Source organism: Pseudoalteromonas sp. SCSIO 43095, from assembly GCF_023650455.1.
GTDB lineage: Bacteria > Pseudomonadota > Gammaproteobacteria > Enterobacterales > Alteromonadaceae > Pseudoalteromonas > Pseudoalteromonas tetraodonis.
The window spans coordinates 361,506-376,140 of the sequence record NZ_CP087996.1 but is presented as its reverse complement, the minus strand read 5'-3'; the positions used below and the strand labels follow the sequence as shown (position 1 = coordinate 376,140).

15 protein-coding genes and 2 pseudogenes are annotated in these 14,635 nt (G+C 39.3%); 8 read left to right on the top strand and 9 right to left on the bottom strand.

Features of this window, described 5'->3' with window-relative positions; translation table 11 throughout:
- The first annotated feature begins 187 nt into the window (after window positions 1-187).
- Window positions 188-1,153: a hypothetical protein gene (locus LOC50_RS16035; protein ID WP_250653946.1), complete on the top strand. Its 966-nt coding sequence runs from the start codon at window positions 188-190 to the stop codon at window positions 1,151-1,153.
- Window positions 1,154-1,322: 169 nt separating this feature from the next.
- On the opposite strand, the gene LOC50_RS16030 is transcribed toward LOC50_RS16035, so the two are convergent.
- From LOC50_RS16030 to LOC50_RS16020, 3 genes are all read right to left on the bottom strand, one after another.
- The gene (locus LOC50_RS16030) at window positions 1,323-2,012 is read right to left on the bottom strand and encodes a helix-turn-helix transcriptional regulator (protein WP_036983767.1); all 690 of its coding nucleotides are present in this window, start codon (window positions 2,010-2,012) and stop codon (window positions 1,323-1,325) included.
- 103 nt (window positions 2,013-2,115) lie between these two features.
- A complete protein-coding gene (locus LOC50_RS16025) occupies window positions 2,116-2,226 on the bottom strand; it encodes a trehalase family glycosidase (protein WP_250654183.1) in 111 nt (36 codons plus the stop codon).
- Window positions 2,183-2,584, bottom strand: a complete 402-nt coding sequence (locus LOC50_RS16020; RefSeq protein WP_051498258.1) for a trehalase family glycosidase — start codon at window positions 2,582-2,584, stop codon at window positions 2,183-2,185. Before LOC50_RS16020 ends, LOC50_RS16025 begins: the two co-directional genes overlap by 44 nt.
- A 115-nt stretch (window positions 2,585-2,699) precedes the next feature.
- Here LOC50_RS16020 and LOC50_RS16015 point away from each other — a divergent pair, with 115 nt between their 5' ends.
- The gene (locus tag LOC50_RS16015; RefSeq protein WP_202807727.1) at window positions 2,700-3,086 is read left to right on the top strand and encodes a transposase; all 387 of its coding nucleotides are present in this window, start codon (window positions 2,700-2,702) and stop codon (window positions 3,084-3,086) included.
- Between the two features lie 195 nt (window positions 3,087-3,281).
- Here LOC50_RS16015 and LOC50_RS16010 read toward each other — a convergent pair whose 3' ends face one another.
- The 4 genes and pseudogenes from LOC50_RS16010 to LOC50_RS15995 all read right to left on the bottom strand — a co-directional run bounded on the left by LOC50_RS16010 (window position 3,282) and on the right by LOC50_RS15995 (window position 5,737).
- A complete protein-coding gene (locus LOC50_RS16010; protein ID WP_016900505.1) occupies window positions 3,282-3,992 on the bottom strand; it encodes a VC0807 family protein in 711 nt (236 codons plus the stop codon).
- 427 nt (window positions 3,993-4,419) lie between these two features.
- Window positions 4,420-4,737 (bottom strand): annotated as a pseudogene (locus LOC50_RS16005) (glyceraldehyde 3-phosphate dehydrogenase NAD-binding domain-containing protein); the annotation flags it as partial.
- 16 nt (window positions 4,738-4,753) lie between these two features.
- A pseudogene (locus LOC50_RS16000) lies at window positions 4,754-5,109 on the bottom strand (metalloregulator ArsR/SmtB family transcription factor).
- 199 nt (window positions 5,110-5,308) lie between these two features.
- Window positions 5,309-5,737, bottom strand: a complete 429-nt coding sequence (locus LOC50_RS15995) for an organic hydroperoxide resistance protein (RefSeq protein ID WP_036983765.1) — start codon at window positions 5,735-5,737, stop codon at window positions 5,309-5,311.
- A gap of 128 nt (window positions 5,738-5,865) precedes the next feature.
- On the opposite strand from LOC50_RS15995, the gene LOC50_RS15990 reads away from it, so the two are divergent.
- A complete protein-coding gene (locus LOC50_RS15990; protein WP_036983764.1) occupies window positions 5,866-6,324 on the top strand; it encodes a MarR family winged helix-turn-helix transcriptional regulator in 459 nt (152 codons plus the stop codon).
- On the opposite strand, the gene LOC50_RS15985 is transcribed toward LOC50_RS15990, so the two are convergent.
- Window positions 6,313-7,212: a LysR family transcriptional regulator gene (locus LOC50_RS15985; protein WP_069439156.1), complete on the bottom strand. Its 900-nt coding sequence runs from the start codon at window positions 7,210-7,212 to the stop codon at window positions 6,313-6,315. The genes LOC50_RS15990 and LOC50_RS15985 overlap by 12 nt on opposite strands.
- Before the next feature lie 173 nt (window positions 7,213-7,385).
- Between LOC50_RS15985 and LOC50_RS15980 the strand changes: the two genes are divergently transcribed.
- The 3 genes from LOC50_RS15980 to astB all read left to right on the top strand — a co-directional run bounded on the left by LOC50_RS15980 (window position 7,386) and on the right by astB (window position 11,261).
- Window positions 7,386-8,396 (top strand): zinc-binding alcohol dehydrogenase family protein, encoded by a 1,011-nt coding sequence (locus LOC50_RS15980; protein WP_250653945.1) that lies wholly within the window; start codon window positions 7,386-7,388, stop codon window positions 8,394-8,396.
- Between the two features lie 2 nt (window positions 8,397-8,398).
- The gene (locus LOC50_RS15975) at window positions 8,399-9,502 is read left to right on the top strand and encodes an L-dopachrome tautomerase-related protein (protein WP_250653944.1); all 1,104 of its coding nucleotides are present in this window, start codon (window positions 8,399-8,401) and stop codon (window positions 9,500-9,502) included.
- Between the two features lie 412 nt (window positions 9,503-9,914).
- On the top strand, window positions 9,915-11,261 hold the full coding sequence (gene astB / locus LOC50_RS15970) for an N-succinylarginine dihydrolase (protein WP_036983756.1): 1,347 nt from the start codon (window positions 9,915-9,917) through the stop codon (window positions 11,259-11,261).
- A gap of 238 nt (window positions 11,262-11,499) precedes the next feature.
- Here the strand turns inward: astB and LOC50_RS15965 are convergent, their stop codons facing one another.
- Complete coding sequence (locus tag LOC50_RS15965; protein ID WP_036983755.1) at window positions 11,500-12,357, bottom strand: mechanosensitive ion channel family protein; 858 nt, start codon at window positions 12,355-12,357, stop codon at window positions 11,500-11,502.
- Between the two features lie 348 nt (window positions 12,358-12,705).
- Between LOC50_RS15965 and LOC50_RS15960 the strand changes: the two genes are divergently transcribed.
- The gene (locus LOC50_RS15960) at window positions 12,706-13,704 is read left to right on the top strand and encodes a DUF4382 domain-containing protein (RefSeq protein WP_248532529.1); all 999 of its coding nucleotides are present in this window, start codon (window positions 12,706-12,708) and stop codon (window positions 13,702-13,704) included.
- Window positions 13,705-13,931: 227 nt separating this feature from the next.
- The gene (locus LOC50_RS15955; RefSeq protein WP_250653943.1) at window positions 13,932-14,612 is read left to right on the top strand and encodes an SDR family oxidoreductase; all 681 of its coding nucleotides are present in this window, start codon (window positions 13,932-13,934) and stop codon (window positions 14,610-14,612) included.
- Window positions 14,613-14,635: the final 23 nt, after the last annotated feature.

Here is a 14,635-nt window from a genome sequence, read left to right as displayed (position 1 = left end):
TTCGTCCCTCGCTTGTTTCTTCCTCAAAACAATATATTAATTAAACGTACAGGCTGTTTTGGCACTTAAAGGTCGTTAAGGCTATCACAATGTCCATATTGAAGTACTTCTTTGTGATATTTAGCTCTATCTTTATATAATGACACTATGCGAATATAGTGTCATCCAATGTTTTCAAGGAAGTAAAATGCCAGCCAATAAGCTTAATATTATAGTATATGTTGCGATGATTTTGTTACTAGCCAGTTGTTCAGCTCCAGTTACAAAACAACTTTCTCAGGACACTTTTGTTGTATTTAAAGAAGATCGTAAAGGTATATTTGGTTCAAGCTCAGCACTCAAGCAAGAAGTCATGAATGAAGTTCATAGAATAGCCGAACAAAATGGTGGAAAAGCAGTTGAAATATCATCTTACTATCACCCTGTTGGAATACTTGGTGACTGGGCAAGTTATAAATATGAATTCCGAATAGTTAAACCTGATGCATTTATGACTCCCTATAGAGCATCTACAATATCATTAAGGTGCCTTTCAGAAGTCGCAATAGATTATGATAGTGGTAAGGATGATGTCGCTCAATTATCTGAGGCCATAGTGAATCGTTGCAGTGAAGAGTGCATTGATAATCAATTATCGGCTAACAACCATCCGTACTCTTTTTATAACAATTACTTCCAAAAATGTTCAAGTATGGCAAAAGATATCATTTATAGAATGAGAAGCATCAAACGAAATGGAGGCGAAACAAATAGATTTGATCAATATCTATTTCTTAAGCGGTCTCACGATATGCATTATAAAAACATTTTTAGTGTAATAGATGATACTAAGCGTTTGGAGTTATCATTCCAATGTCAAATCGGAAAGCGTTCCGCTGAAGTAAACTCTCATAGTATCAATTTAAGTGCTATAGATTCTGTAATGTGGTCAGATTATAAAACTGAAGATGTAGTTAAAGTTGATATTAATGGAGTCGAAACTGTAGGTATTTCATCAAGTAACGGCGAAGAAATTGAATTCCCTAATGTAGATGTTAAAAGGTTAATAACAAACACCGATAGAATAAATGTTTCTTTTAAACAAAAAAGTTTTAAATTTTCAACTTTAGGGAAAGAGGTAGTAGATAAAATAAGAAAAGAATGCCAAATATAGTATCTAATAGAGATACCTTTATAATAAACGCTCGCTATGCTTATCAAAAAGCATGGATTTCAGCTAATGCTTTGTTGAAGTCGAAAGATTGAGTCATGTGTCACTCCTGTTTTCTTAATATTACTGAAATGACACAGATTTCTAAACACTACCCAAACACAAATAACGATTAGCTCTCAACGGGTAATAATACTGAAATATATCTTTGCGCCCAATTGGCCAATTCAACTCTATTACGCGAATTAGTTTTTTTAAATGCGCTATAAAGGTGAGTTTTAACAGTGTGGTCGCTAATGTTTAGTTTGTCCGCTATTTTATTATTACTCGCTCCTTGTGCTATTAAATGAATAACCGACTTTTCTCGTTTAGTTAAATGTTTATAGTCAGCTTCATTTAATGTGATGTCTTCGCTTAAGGAGCTAAACGAAGAGGCGACACTTAGAATATCATTAAAGACCTTAGAGATTACTTTACGAGTAAACCAAAGCTCACCAGTAGAAATTCTTACTAAGCCTTTAAATATATCTTCTGCTGCTGCCGATTTATAAAATACCCCATTAAAATGATTGATTAATAAGTTTTTTTCACATACTTGCTCTAGTTCTACATTAAAAAGCACAACTTTATGCTGTTTAGCCAAACAAATTAAATCTGCTGGGATCAAGTCCTGCCAATCATTTTTAGACCCATCAATTAGAAAAATGTCATAAGCACCACGCTGATCAATATGTGGGATAGTACTGTCCATTTTTATATCACCAAAAATGGCTTGAAGTGTTCTTAAAATAACTGTGTAGTTTTGAGAATGGAAAGACGATTGAAGCGTTGTCTTAATAAAAGCCGAGCTTTTTTTAAACATATAACCAACCCTTGAAACATTAAATTTACAACAATCGCCACATTACCTAAATTAACTACAAAACACAATGCTTCTTTGGTATGAGCCAATGAGTTTAGTTACCCTATAAAAGGGTATAAAAGCGTGATGTAACACCGTTAGTCCAACCAAATCCTTGTTGTACTTGATATTCACCCCCGCTCGCTGGCTTTTTGTTGCGGTGTGCATACGTTATATTTCTCCAACAAGCATTTATTTTCAATAAAATCTTGTTCTACCATTGTTAGCCAATTCTTCATTATGCGTGTAGCTAATTGATCAATACCATAATTACGCAAGCCTTTTACCGCAAACCATTGTAATGGAGCCCAGCCATTCGGGCTGTCCCATTGCTGTGGAGTATCAACAACCGTTGTTACAATACCACCTACTTTTAAAAACTGCTCGCTCAATACGTTTGCAACCAGTTCAGCTTGCTGTTGCGAGGCTAAATTAACAAAAAGCGGGGTACTTGCCGCTGCACTTAAAATAGCAGACGGCTTAGATACCTTATGATTATAATCAACAAAAAAACGCTGCTCAGGCCGCTCCACAGTGAGTTTATGTAGCCTTTTACACTGGTGGTATTTGCAGTCCCTTTCATGGTTAATAAAAGCGTTGTTATAAAATGCGCATCAACAAAGTCTCTTAATTGAGTCTTATTAAGGGGTGCTATTTGCTCATACTGTTTACAGGCACTTTGCCAATCAACACGCGCGGTTGCATCAGCTCACCTCATGCGCCTGTCCAGAAAAGTACCCGCTTAAAGCGCTACTCGATGTGTATTGGCAACGATGGGAAATAGAGCGAGGCTATGGTGAGCTCAAGCAATACCAACTCTCAAATAAACCAGCATTACGGAGCTTGAAACAGGAAGGTATTTATCAAGAGCTCTGGGGTATTCTGACATCATATAATATCGTGAGACTAGAAATGGCAGAGATGGCTAAAGCCCATAAAGTTGAGCCATTACGCATCAGTTTTATTAACGCATTATATCTCATACAAGACGAGTTTTTATGGTGTTCAGGTCGAAAGCCCAGGGACAATCCCTAAAAAGCTAAAAGAACTACGTGAAAACGGTAAACGGCTAATATTACCGGAGAAAAGAAAGCGAAAAGCTTATCCGCGAGCGGTGCTGGCAAAGACACAAAAATATCCGGTTAGATATAAACGAAATAACACCACTCGTTCTTAAACGAGTGGTGTTATTATTTAACAACGGCTTTTTATTATAGATTATGGATAACCCTATTCAGCATTAACCATGTCTTCAAACTTCATACCGGTTAATTTAGTTAGTACTTTAATTACATAAACAAAAATACCAATGAGCATGAGCATAGACGGAATAGCAATTACCGGATAACTCAGTAACGTCATTTCGCCAAGCTGTTCGTTAAATTCAACGGAGCCTGCAGGGCTGGTAACAATCCATTTAGCAAGGATGTAATTCATCGTAGATGAAAACACAAAGGTAAGCGCTAATAAGTAATTAGCATTAGTAATCTTTTGTTTAAAGCTTTGTGTATTGCCTCGTGCATCTAAGGCATCGTAAATAGTATCTAGCTTAAATAAAAGTGAGTTTAATAAAAGTTTGGCTAGCAGGGGTTTACCAAAAAAACCCGACATCAACACGGTAAAACCAATGATTGCCGGAATAGCTGCTTCTTTTATAGCTAACCACTCAACGTTTAGCTCAAACAAGGCAATACCACCGGTAAGCAAAGTACTTAAAAAGCCTAAAAGCGAGATGAAGTTTAATGAGCCCGCTTTTATAAAATCATAAATCCCATAGCTAATGGGGAATATAAGCGCGACAATTAAACCAGCCACACTGCCTAAATATTCAGGGCCAGAAAACTTCATTAAAATGACTGAAGGGATGATGATATTAAAGACTATTTCGATAAGCGGATTATTTTTTTTACGCTTATTTGTAGCTTGATTATTACTGGTCATTTTTAGTTCCAAAAAATATTACTGCTGCCATTAATTTCCCCTTATGTGGAATAAATAATGCTAAACATTGCTTCTTTGCATAATACTCGCAATACGCTCGCCATTCTAGCATGGCACTTAGTCGTATTATTTTATTATGTAGCGCTTACTCTGCAGTAATATAGGTATAAATTTAGGCGTTAATTAAATCACCAGTCGTATTTTAAGCCCTCAAAGACTATATTAAAGCTACAAAAAATGTAACTCTTCATTAAGACAAACTATTTTCTAAGGATCATTTTTAGCTATTTGCTGATCCTGCCAGTATGCCAAGCTAGAGCGATTACCCTATCGCTCTAGCTTTAATGAATTTAAACAGCATAAATATCACTGAAATAGTTGAGCAAACTAAAATTCAGTTACAAGAAGATAAAACACTCTCGCCAGCGTTGAGTAATTCTGTGGTTTTCATTTTACCGCTGGCTTCAATCACCACATCACATTGTGACCAGTCAGTCTCTGCAATCGATTTATTATTCGTTACTTTAACCGTATGTTTTGCTAAAGAAAAACTATTATCATCGGCTTGCACCTCATATTTTAAACGCCCGTGAACCGAGTCAAATTCTAATAAATGAGCATGTGTTTTCGCATCAGCTGCCACATCATTAACATGTATAAATTCAACCTCAGGCCAATCAATTGCCGCTCGTAAGGTTAAACGTCTAATTCGTCCAAAACCATTTATGCCTACTTTAATCGTCACTATAAAATTCCTTTAGTTAGTCACAGCATTTTAAAATTCGCTCAGGACGCTTGGCCATCACATTTAAACGCTGTAATTGATACTCATAAAATGTAGGGGTGGCATGTAATGTTTTTGTAATTACATCTTTCGCCCAATCAGGTAGTGATTTATTTAAGCTATAGAACACCCATTGATTTTGCTTACGATCAGCAAGCAAACCGCATTGACGTAATACAGCTAAATGCCGTGAAATTTAGGCTGGCTTACATCAAGTGCCGCCACTAATTCACATACACATAACTCATCTTCATGCGCAATAAGCAGTATTGTCTTTAAGCGGGTGTCATCAGCGATACATTTAAAAAAATGCAGAGGATTTAGTTTATTCATACAGTGTAGTCTTGTTTTGCATACAACAATATATGAAAAGAAAGACATATGGAGTAGTGAAAATATGAAATTTCATATATACAGGTAAAGTTATCTATTTTCCGCGTCAACTCAAGTTTGGCTTTTTAGAGATGTGCCCAATAAAAAACACGCAATGATCACTCATGGCGTGTTTTTATAAACAATATAAAGGGGTTAATTAAATAACCGACAACTCTACTTCAATATTGCCGCGAGTTGCATTTGAATATGGACATACTTGATGTGCTTTCTCTACCAAGGCTTGTGCCGCTGCTTTGTCCATATCACCTAGTGATACAGCCAATTTTACAGCAATACCAAAACCGGCATCAATCGCACCAATAGACACTTCAGAGTTAATGTAAGTATCACTTGGCAGGGCAATTTTTTCGCTACCCGCTACAAACTTAAGTGCACCAATAAAACAGGCAGCATAACCTGCTGCAAACAATTGCTCTGGGTTTGTGCCTTGTCCGTCGTCGCCACCTAGCCCTTTTGGGGTTGATAGTTTTACATCTAAACGGCCATCGTCAGATTTAGCTACACCTTCACGGCCACCGGTTGCAGTTGCTTTTGCCGTGTAGGCAACGTTTTGTAATACATTCATAGTGAACTCCAAAGTTTATCAATTAATTTAATTTGCATGCAAAATAGTAAGACAAGTAATTAGAGATTGCAAATACTTTGCATGCAAATTAAAATGTTTTTTGAATTTAAGGTATTCAGGAGTTAGGTATGTCGTTTGAGCAATTAAAGTTAAAAAATCAGCTGTGTCATAGGTTATATATGGCATCAAATAGCATTGCACGCGCTTACCGTGAGCCTTTGGCTGCACTTAACTTAACGTATCCGCAATATGTAGTAATGATGGCGCTGTGGGAGCAAGACAAAATAACCATAGCGCAGCTAATAGATAAAACCGCTATTGATGGCGGCGCTATGACCCAAATACTCAAAAAAATGACCGAAAAGTCTCTGTTAGCCGTTATTAAAGACGAGCACGACAAGCGCAAGCGCCTAATTCAGCTTACCCATCGTGGGCAAGCCCTTAAAAACGAAGCCGCTGATATTCCAAAAAATATATTATGTAAGTTTGAAAGTGTAGACCCTACGCAAGCCAAACAGCTTATGCAGCTGCTTGATTTAGTAGTAAACGATTTAAATACTAAAAGCGACGATGAGTTAGCCAACTAACGCGGTTATTTTTTGTTGAATAAACGCCCTAAATGCGGTGATCACCGGAGTCATTTGGCGTCGGTCGGCGTACATCATATAAAGCGGTAGCGGATCGCTTTGCCACTGTGGGCATAAATGAACGAGCTCCCCGCTTGCTAAATTATCAATGACATCCAAATACGATTTATACGCAATGCCTTTGCCCTCTAGCGCCCAGCGCCTCACCATTTCACCATCGTTTACTATATGTTGGCAATTTAGATGTACTTTTTGTACTGCGCCGTTTTTATAAAAACGCCACTCTTTAAACACTTCACCAAAACGCATAAAGGTAATGGTGGTGTGCTGCGTTAAGTTAAGGGGGTGTGTAAGCAATCCATTTTTTGCTATATATTCAGCAGAGGCCACTAAAATACGCGCATTATTTAAAAATAGTGGCGCTGCAATTAACTGCGACTCTTTTGGTACACCAAAGCGCAGTGCAATATCAATTGATTGGCTATAAATGTCGCTTACTTCGTCACTTAAGTGCAGTTTAAGTTTTACATTCGGGTATTGCGCTAAAAACTCATTAAGCCATTCACTTAGTTTATTTCGCCCTAAATCACACGGGGCCGATACCTGTAGTGTCCCTGTTACTTCGCCTACTGCAGTTTGCACTGCGGCTACCCCTTGTTGAATAAGCGAAAGTGAATCTTTGGCATAAGTTAAAAACTGCTCTCCTGCCACACTTAAGCGTAAGCTGCGGGTTGAGCGAATAAACAGTACGTTTCCTAAATCTTTTTCTAGGCGCTTAATAGCTGCACTTACCGCCGCTGGGGTTTGCGCGTTTTGCCGTGCGGCTTCAGAAATACTGGCGCAACTAGCTACATCTATAAAAGTTTGAATATCGTTAAATGATCGCATATTTTCAATTAAAATTTGAAAGTGCTTTAGTTTTTCATGTCTTTTTCTATTTTTCAACTGAGCTATAGTACTTATTAAGTTAAAAGTACTTAGGGCCTGTTTATCTTTCGAGGTTGAACAAATTTTAATCCTGAAAGGTCAACAAGCCCTAGTTAAAATCATCAGGAACGCACATGAAAGCATTTGGATACAGCAAAAACACTAAAACGCTTACAGCAAGCTCTATACAAGAAATTGAGCTTGATACCCCAACCGCTACCGGGCACGACCTACTTATTGAAGTAAATGCTATTTCAATAAACCCAGTAGATACAAAAATACGTGCAAATGTAGCGCCGGAACAAGGCTACAAAGTATTAGGTTGGGACGGCGTAGGCATTGTAAAAGCCGTTGGCGAGTCAGTATCGTTATTTAATGTGGGGGATCGTGTATTTTACGCCGGCGATTTATCGCGCCAAGGCAGTAATGCGCAATTTCAATTAGTTGACGAGCGCATTGTAGGGCGTGCGCCTAAAACATTAACCGACGCACAAGCCGCGGCACTGCCGCTAACCAGTATTACCGCCTACGAAATGCTGTTTGACCGCCTGCAAGTGCCTAAAAATAAGCAAAATACTCAGCAATCTATTTTAGTTATTGGCGCCGCAGGTGGCGTTGGTTCTATTTTAGTACAGCTTGCCAAGCAACTTACTGGGCTAAATGTGGTTGGTACTGCATCACGCGAGCAAAGCGTAACCTGGCTTAAAGAGTTAGGCGCCGATCACGTGCTCGATCATTCTAAAAACTTAAACGAGCAGCGCAAAGAGCTCGGTTTAGCTGAGTTTGATTACGTTATTGGATTAACTCATACCGACCAATACCAAGACCAAATAGTGGAGTGCATTAAGCCCCAAGGTAAATTTGCGCTAATAGATGACCCTACATCGTTCGATATTTTAAAATTTAAACCTAAATCTATATCGGTCCATTGGGAGTTTATGTTTACCCGCTCGCTATTTACTACACCCGATATAACAGCGCAGCACACCTTACTTAATGAAATTAGTGAGCTGATAGACTCAGGTACGCTTAAAACCACACTTGGGAAAAATTTAGGCCCAATAAACGCCGCTAATTTATATAAAGCGCATCAAATTTTAGAATCGCACACCTCACGCGGTAAACTTGTTTTAGAAGGCTTTTAAACATGATCAAGATTAAAAAATTACTTTTAATTGCAGCCTGCAGTGCAGCGTTTTTAACCAGCAGTGTGTTTGCTAATACCGCTAATCAAAATGCTGATTTAAAAACAGTCGCCACATTTGGCACGCAACACCCACCGGGTAATATTGCTATTACGCCATCGGGTCGTAAGTTTTTATCGGTACATGGTTTTTACGGCCAAAAACAAAAAATTATGGAGCTATTAAGTGATGGCACCACCAAACCCTACCCTAATGAAGAATGGGCATACGCGTATAAAAACGGCAAAGGGTTTTACGATGTACTTGGCATAAATGTATCAGCCGATGGCGTATTATGGATGCTTGATACATCAGGCCCTGATCATGCTGGGCGTTTAATCGGTTGGGATACCAATAAAGAGCAACTATATAAAATAATTTACTTAGCTAAACCCACCATTACCGACACCTCGTTTTTAAACGATTTAGTCATCGATAATAAACACGGTGTTGTATACATTGCCGACACCGCACAAGGCAGCCAAGCCGCTATTATTATCGTAAATTTAAAAACTGGTGAGGCGCGCAGAGTATTACAAAATAGCTCATACACCACAGCCGAAAACATCGACATGGTCATTGAAGAGCGCACCATGAAACTAGGCGGTCAACCAGCTCGTTTAGGCGTAAACCCAATCACACTCGACCCAAGCGAACAGTGGCTTTACTTTGGCTCTATGTCTGGCACGTCGGTTTACCGTATTGCCACAAGCGATATTAACAATAAAAGCCTGAGCGCAAGCGCCCTTGAGAGTAAAGTAACGCGTTACGGCTCTAAACCCATGTCAGATGGCATTATTGTTGATGGCGGTGGCAATGTGTATGTTACCGACATAACCAATGGCGCAATTGGCGTAGTAAAGCCAAGTGGTAAATACCAAGTATTATTTAAAGACGAGCGCTTAAGCTGGCCAGATGGCTTTAGTTATGGCGCCGATCATAAAATATACTTTACCGTAAATGAGCTACATCGCTCGCCAGTATTAAATAACGGTAAAAATGCCAGCCAAGGAAAATTTAGTGTGCTGTCGTTCGACCCGCTAGTAAAAGGTAAGGTAGGGCGCTAATTACAGCGTAAAAACCCAAGCCACGCACCTGCTGCGTGGCATTTTGGTGCAACTTTTAGGCCTTTTAGCCCCAAAGTGGTGCTAAACGTTTAAAAGTTATTTTTTAGTTGTTTAATAAATACCTGATTTATATTCATAAAATATTTAATTAACAGTTGGCATAATTCTTCCACAGTAACAATGTGTTCAGTGAAACTTTCAAGGAAAATACCATGGCTAACCTATACCACACCCTCTACCTACTCTGGCGTTTAGACATTAGCGTATGGCAGGTAAACGATCCGAGTAATACCCATACTACGTGCGACAAAGAGCGAGTTTACAGCCAATAGATTTGGTATTTATATACTTTGCAAGCACAGCCATTGCGTTGTATTGTTAAGTAACTAAAAACAATATAATTGGAACGTGTATGCACGCCTTAGAAGTAAGTTTTGATGGCTTAGTTGGCCCTACTCACAACTATGCGGGTTTATCGTATGGTAACGTTGCCTCGTTAAACAATGCGGCGAGTATTTCAAACCCACAAGAAGCTGTGTTACAGGGTCTTGAAAAAATGAAAGCCATGCACGACAAAGGCTTAACACAAGGTGTGTTTGCACCCCACGCACGCCCCGATTTAAACGTACTACGTCGCCTAGGTTTTACTGGCAACGACTCGCAAGTTATTCAAAAAGCATTTAAAGCCGACCCTATTTTATTGCGCGCGTGTTATTCGGCCTCTGCAATGTGGACCGCCAATGCCGCCACTGTGTCACCTTCGCCAGATACCCTCGATGGCAAAGTGCATTTTACTTCAGCTAATTTAAACAATAAGTTCCATCGCTCGCTAGAGCCAGCTACCACTACCCGCTTACTAAAAGCCATGTTTAATAACGATAGCTACTTTGCACACCATACACATTTACCCGATCAGGGCTTTTTTGGCGACGAAGGGGCCGCTAACCACACCCGACTTTGCGATAGCCACGGCGAGCAAGGCCTAGAAATGTTTGTATTTGGCGCAAGTGCCTTTAACAGCCAACTACCAAAACCGGTTAAGTTTCCTGCAAGGCAAACATTAGAGGCCTCAGAAGCCATTTGCCGATTACATAATTTAAAAGAATCGAGCCAAATACTATTACAACAAAACCCTGATGTGATTGACCAAGGGGTGTTCCATAATGATGTAATCGCGGTGGGTAACGCCAATGTTTTATTATGCCATCAGCAGGCGTTTTTAAATCAAACGCAAGCATTAGACGATATCCGCGAAGCTTATGTAGGTAACAAACAGCTTTATATTATTGAAGTGCCAACCAGCAAAGTGAGTATTCAAGATGCTGTTAGTAGCTATTTATTTAATAGCCAACTGGTTAGCCTTAGTGACGATAAAATGTTGCTCGTTGCTCCACAAGAATGCCAGCGTAATCCTGCTGTAAAAGCGTATATTGAAGAAATGATTATTGCCGATAACCCCATAAATCAAGTACAGTTTTTTGATTTACGCCAAAGCATGCAAAATGGCGGCGGACCTGCTTGTTTGCGTTTACGTGTGGCGCTTAATAGTCAAGAATTAGCAGCGGTAAATCCAGAGGTTATTTTAAATGAGCAAAAGTACACCCAATTATGTGATTGGGCTACGCGCCATTACCGCGATAAACTCGGTGCTAACGACTTTGCCGATCCAGCGTTATTAACCGAAAGTTATCAAGCGCTTGATGAGTTAACCCAACTGCTTAATTTAGGCTCAGTGTACGACTTTCAATTAGAAGGTTAATACATCAACCAACACAAAGGTTAATACAAAAATAGCGAGCCAAGGCTCGCTATTTTTATTTATGCTTATGCTAATAGAGTTTAAACGTTTTTTATACCAATTCGCTTAATTAAGTGATCTATTTTGAGGCTGGAAAAACGTGTTGATAACTAGGCAAAAAATTCGTTATTTAGTTATTCTAAATGAGAATTTTTTAACGCAGGTAGCGACACGTTTAGCCCCGCAAAATGATTAAGTATTATTGCGGATTGGTATTAACCGTTAGTGCCGATGCCATCGACTCAGATATATGCAGCGTTCGCTGCGGAAACGGAATACTCAGCCCCGCGCCTTCTATGGCCTCTTTAACGCGTTTATTTAAATCCCACACGGTTTGCCAGTAATCGCCATTTACAGCCCAAGCACGTAATTGTATATTTACTGCGCTTTCGCCTATTGAGGTAACCATTACTTTAGGTGCAGGCTCTGCGAGTAGTCGGCTTTCTGATTCGGCGAGTTCTTTAAGTACATTTAAGCCTACATCAATAGAGTCGGCGTACGAAATTCCCACCACTATATCCATACGCCTTTTACCGTTACGGGTAAAGTTTTTAATGTTGCCGCCCCATACTTTACCGTTAGGCGATGCGATATAAAGGCCGTCGGTGGTTTTAAAAATAGTCGTAAATAAGTTTATTTCTTTTACTGTGCCAAGCGTGCCGCTTGCATCTACAAAATCGCCTATTTTAAATGGCCTAAGTATTAATAGCATAATGCCAGCGGCAATATTACTTAAGGTGTTTTTAAGCGCCAAACCTATGGCTAAACCCGCCGCGCCCATTAGCGCTATTAAGCTTGCCGTATTAACACCAAAAATATCTAAAATAAACAGCCCTGCAATTATGTAAACTAAATACCCCGCAATGCTCGATAACAGCGGCATAAGTGTTTCGTCTACCTTTTTTAATGGCGACTTAGAGTTTTTAATCGCTTTTTTAACCGAGCGCGCAATAAGTGCACTCGTAACTAAAATAGCCAAGGCTAACACCACTTTGTAACCCAAAGTGATGATGGTTTCTGAATGGCTTTGCCAAAACACAATAAGTTTATCTTTCATACGTATTCCAAAAAAATGGGCTGATTATCAGCAAGAATTAAATCTATACACTTCAAAAGAAGTGGCAGGAGTATATAGTAAAAATTTTAAAGCGATAGCATTAAAATAAGTAGAAGGTGTGCCTATATCAGCAAATTAATTGGGCAAGGTTTTTCTTTTTTTCGCTTAAATTTTCACACTTAAAACCTTAGTGCTCACAAACTAGTTAACCTATGGCGTACATACTTTTGTTCAAAAATACGCAAAGTAAAATAAAGATTAATTTCAAGTAACTATTCTAAAAACCTGTTCAATCTAAATTCAGCTTAGATCTTCTACGATCCGCTTTATAAACTAAAGGAGTAAATCATGAATTTTAAATCAACATTAGTCAGCAGCGCCGTTCTTTTTGCATTAGCCGGGTGTGGCTCTTCAAGTGATGACAATGACACAACACCGCCACAATCTAGCGACAAGTCAACCTTTAGCCTTGGTGTGTCAGATGCGCCGGTTAGTGGTTTAAAAGCGGTTAACGTCGTGTTTGATTCAATCACGATTAAAACGCAAGGCGATGAAGAATTTAGTTTTGAAACCCGAAGTGAAGCTGACGCATCTCAACCACAAATGGTTAATTTGCTCGATTACACCGGGGACGATGTTTTTGAGCTGCTTGACGATCAAGAAGTGCCAGCAGGCGAATACTCGTGGATCCGCGCTCAGGTTATAAATGGCGATACTAATAACCTTAGTTTTACATCTCACGTAGTATACGAAGACGACAGCATTGCTCCGCTCGTGGTAAAAAGAAAAGGGAATGATGGTGTAGGCGAAATACAACTCGATGGCTTTACACTTAACCAAACTGATAACGACTTTGTTTTAGAATTTGACCTAAAAAAATCGCTGGTCGATCCCCAAAATAATGAGGAGATCTTTTTAAAACCTAGAGGCGTACGATTACAAAATCTTTCTGAATCACAAGAAATTGAAGGCACAGTAAGCCAAGCGCTTATTAATAACTGTGAAACAGACAATATCGCCACTGCTGCTGCAGATTCAACGTTTGGACACGCCGTATATTTATATTCATCAGATGCTCAAGTACCTAAAGATATATACGAAATAGATGAGCAAACCCCAGAAGATGCTCCACTTGCGACCGCAAATGTTGTATTTGACCAAGACGATAACCAATATGAGTTTGAGCTTGCTTTCATTACACCGGGAGACTACCAACTTGGCTATACGTGCACCGCACATATAGACGATGCAGAGCTAGAAGATACTGATTTCACTGTTTATCAACTTAAGCAAATTAGTGTACCGCAAACTGAGGACCTTTCAGTTAGCTTTGACATAACACAATAAACGTATAGCGCACTTTTAGGTGCGCTTTTTTATAAAAAGTATAACAAAAACGAACACTCCACCTTTGCAAAAACCCATTAAAGCCACTCATCTAACATCATCCAAATAATTCATTCGAAAAGTGACCTGCATTCAAGTACCGTTAAACCAGAACTGGTACAGTTAATAGCACGTATTAGTTAAACCGTTCTTATCATTTTGAATATGTAAACATAGGAGAAATAATCATGGCGAAACAAAAAGTAGTTCTAATTACAGGTGCCTCTAGTGGCATAGGTGAAGCGAGTGCAAAAACATTAGTTAATAATGGCCACAAAGTGATCTTAACCGCGCGCAGCGAAGATAAACTCAATAAACTAGTTGACGAGTTAGGCCATGAAAATGCATTTAGCGTTTCAGCCGATGCCACTCAGTTTAGCGAGCTTGAGAATGTAGTGAGTAAAGGCGTTGAAAAATTTGGCCGATTAGACGTAGCATTCGCTAACGCAGGCATGGGTGTATCATCACCAGGTACAGAGAATGGCGACCCCAATGAGTGGTCAGCCATGGTTGACCTTAATATTAAAGCATTGCTTTGGACTGCTAAACTCACTTTGCCTCATTTACGTGAAAACCAAGGACATTTTATTTTAACCAGCTCTGCAGCAGGGCGAAGACCCATTGACGGCTCTATTTATGGTGCCACTAAATGGTTTGCCCATGGCTTTGGTCAAAACCTTGCAGAAGAAATGAAACCTTGGCATGGCCGATGTACCACCATAGCCCCTGGAATGGTAAACACCCCATTTTTTGATGAAGCAAAACCAGATAAGCTCGACCCTCAAGACGTGGCCGACGCCGTATTGTTTGCCATTGAAGCTAATCAGCGTAATAGCGTACGCGAAATCTATTTAATGCCCACCAACTAATAATAAAATGTAAAGGCCAATGT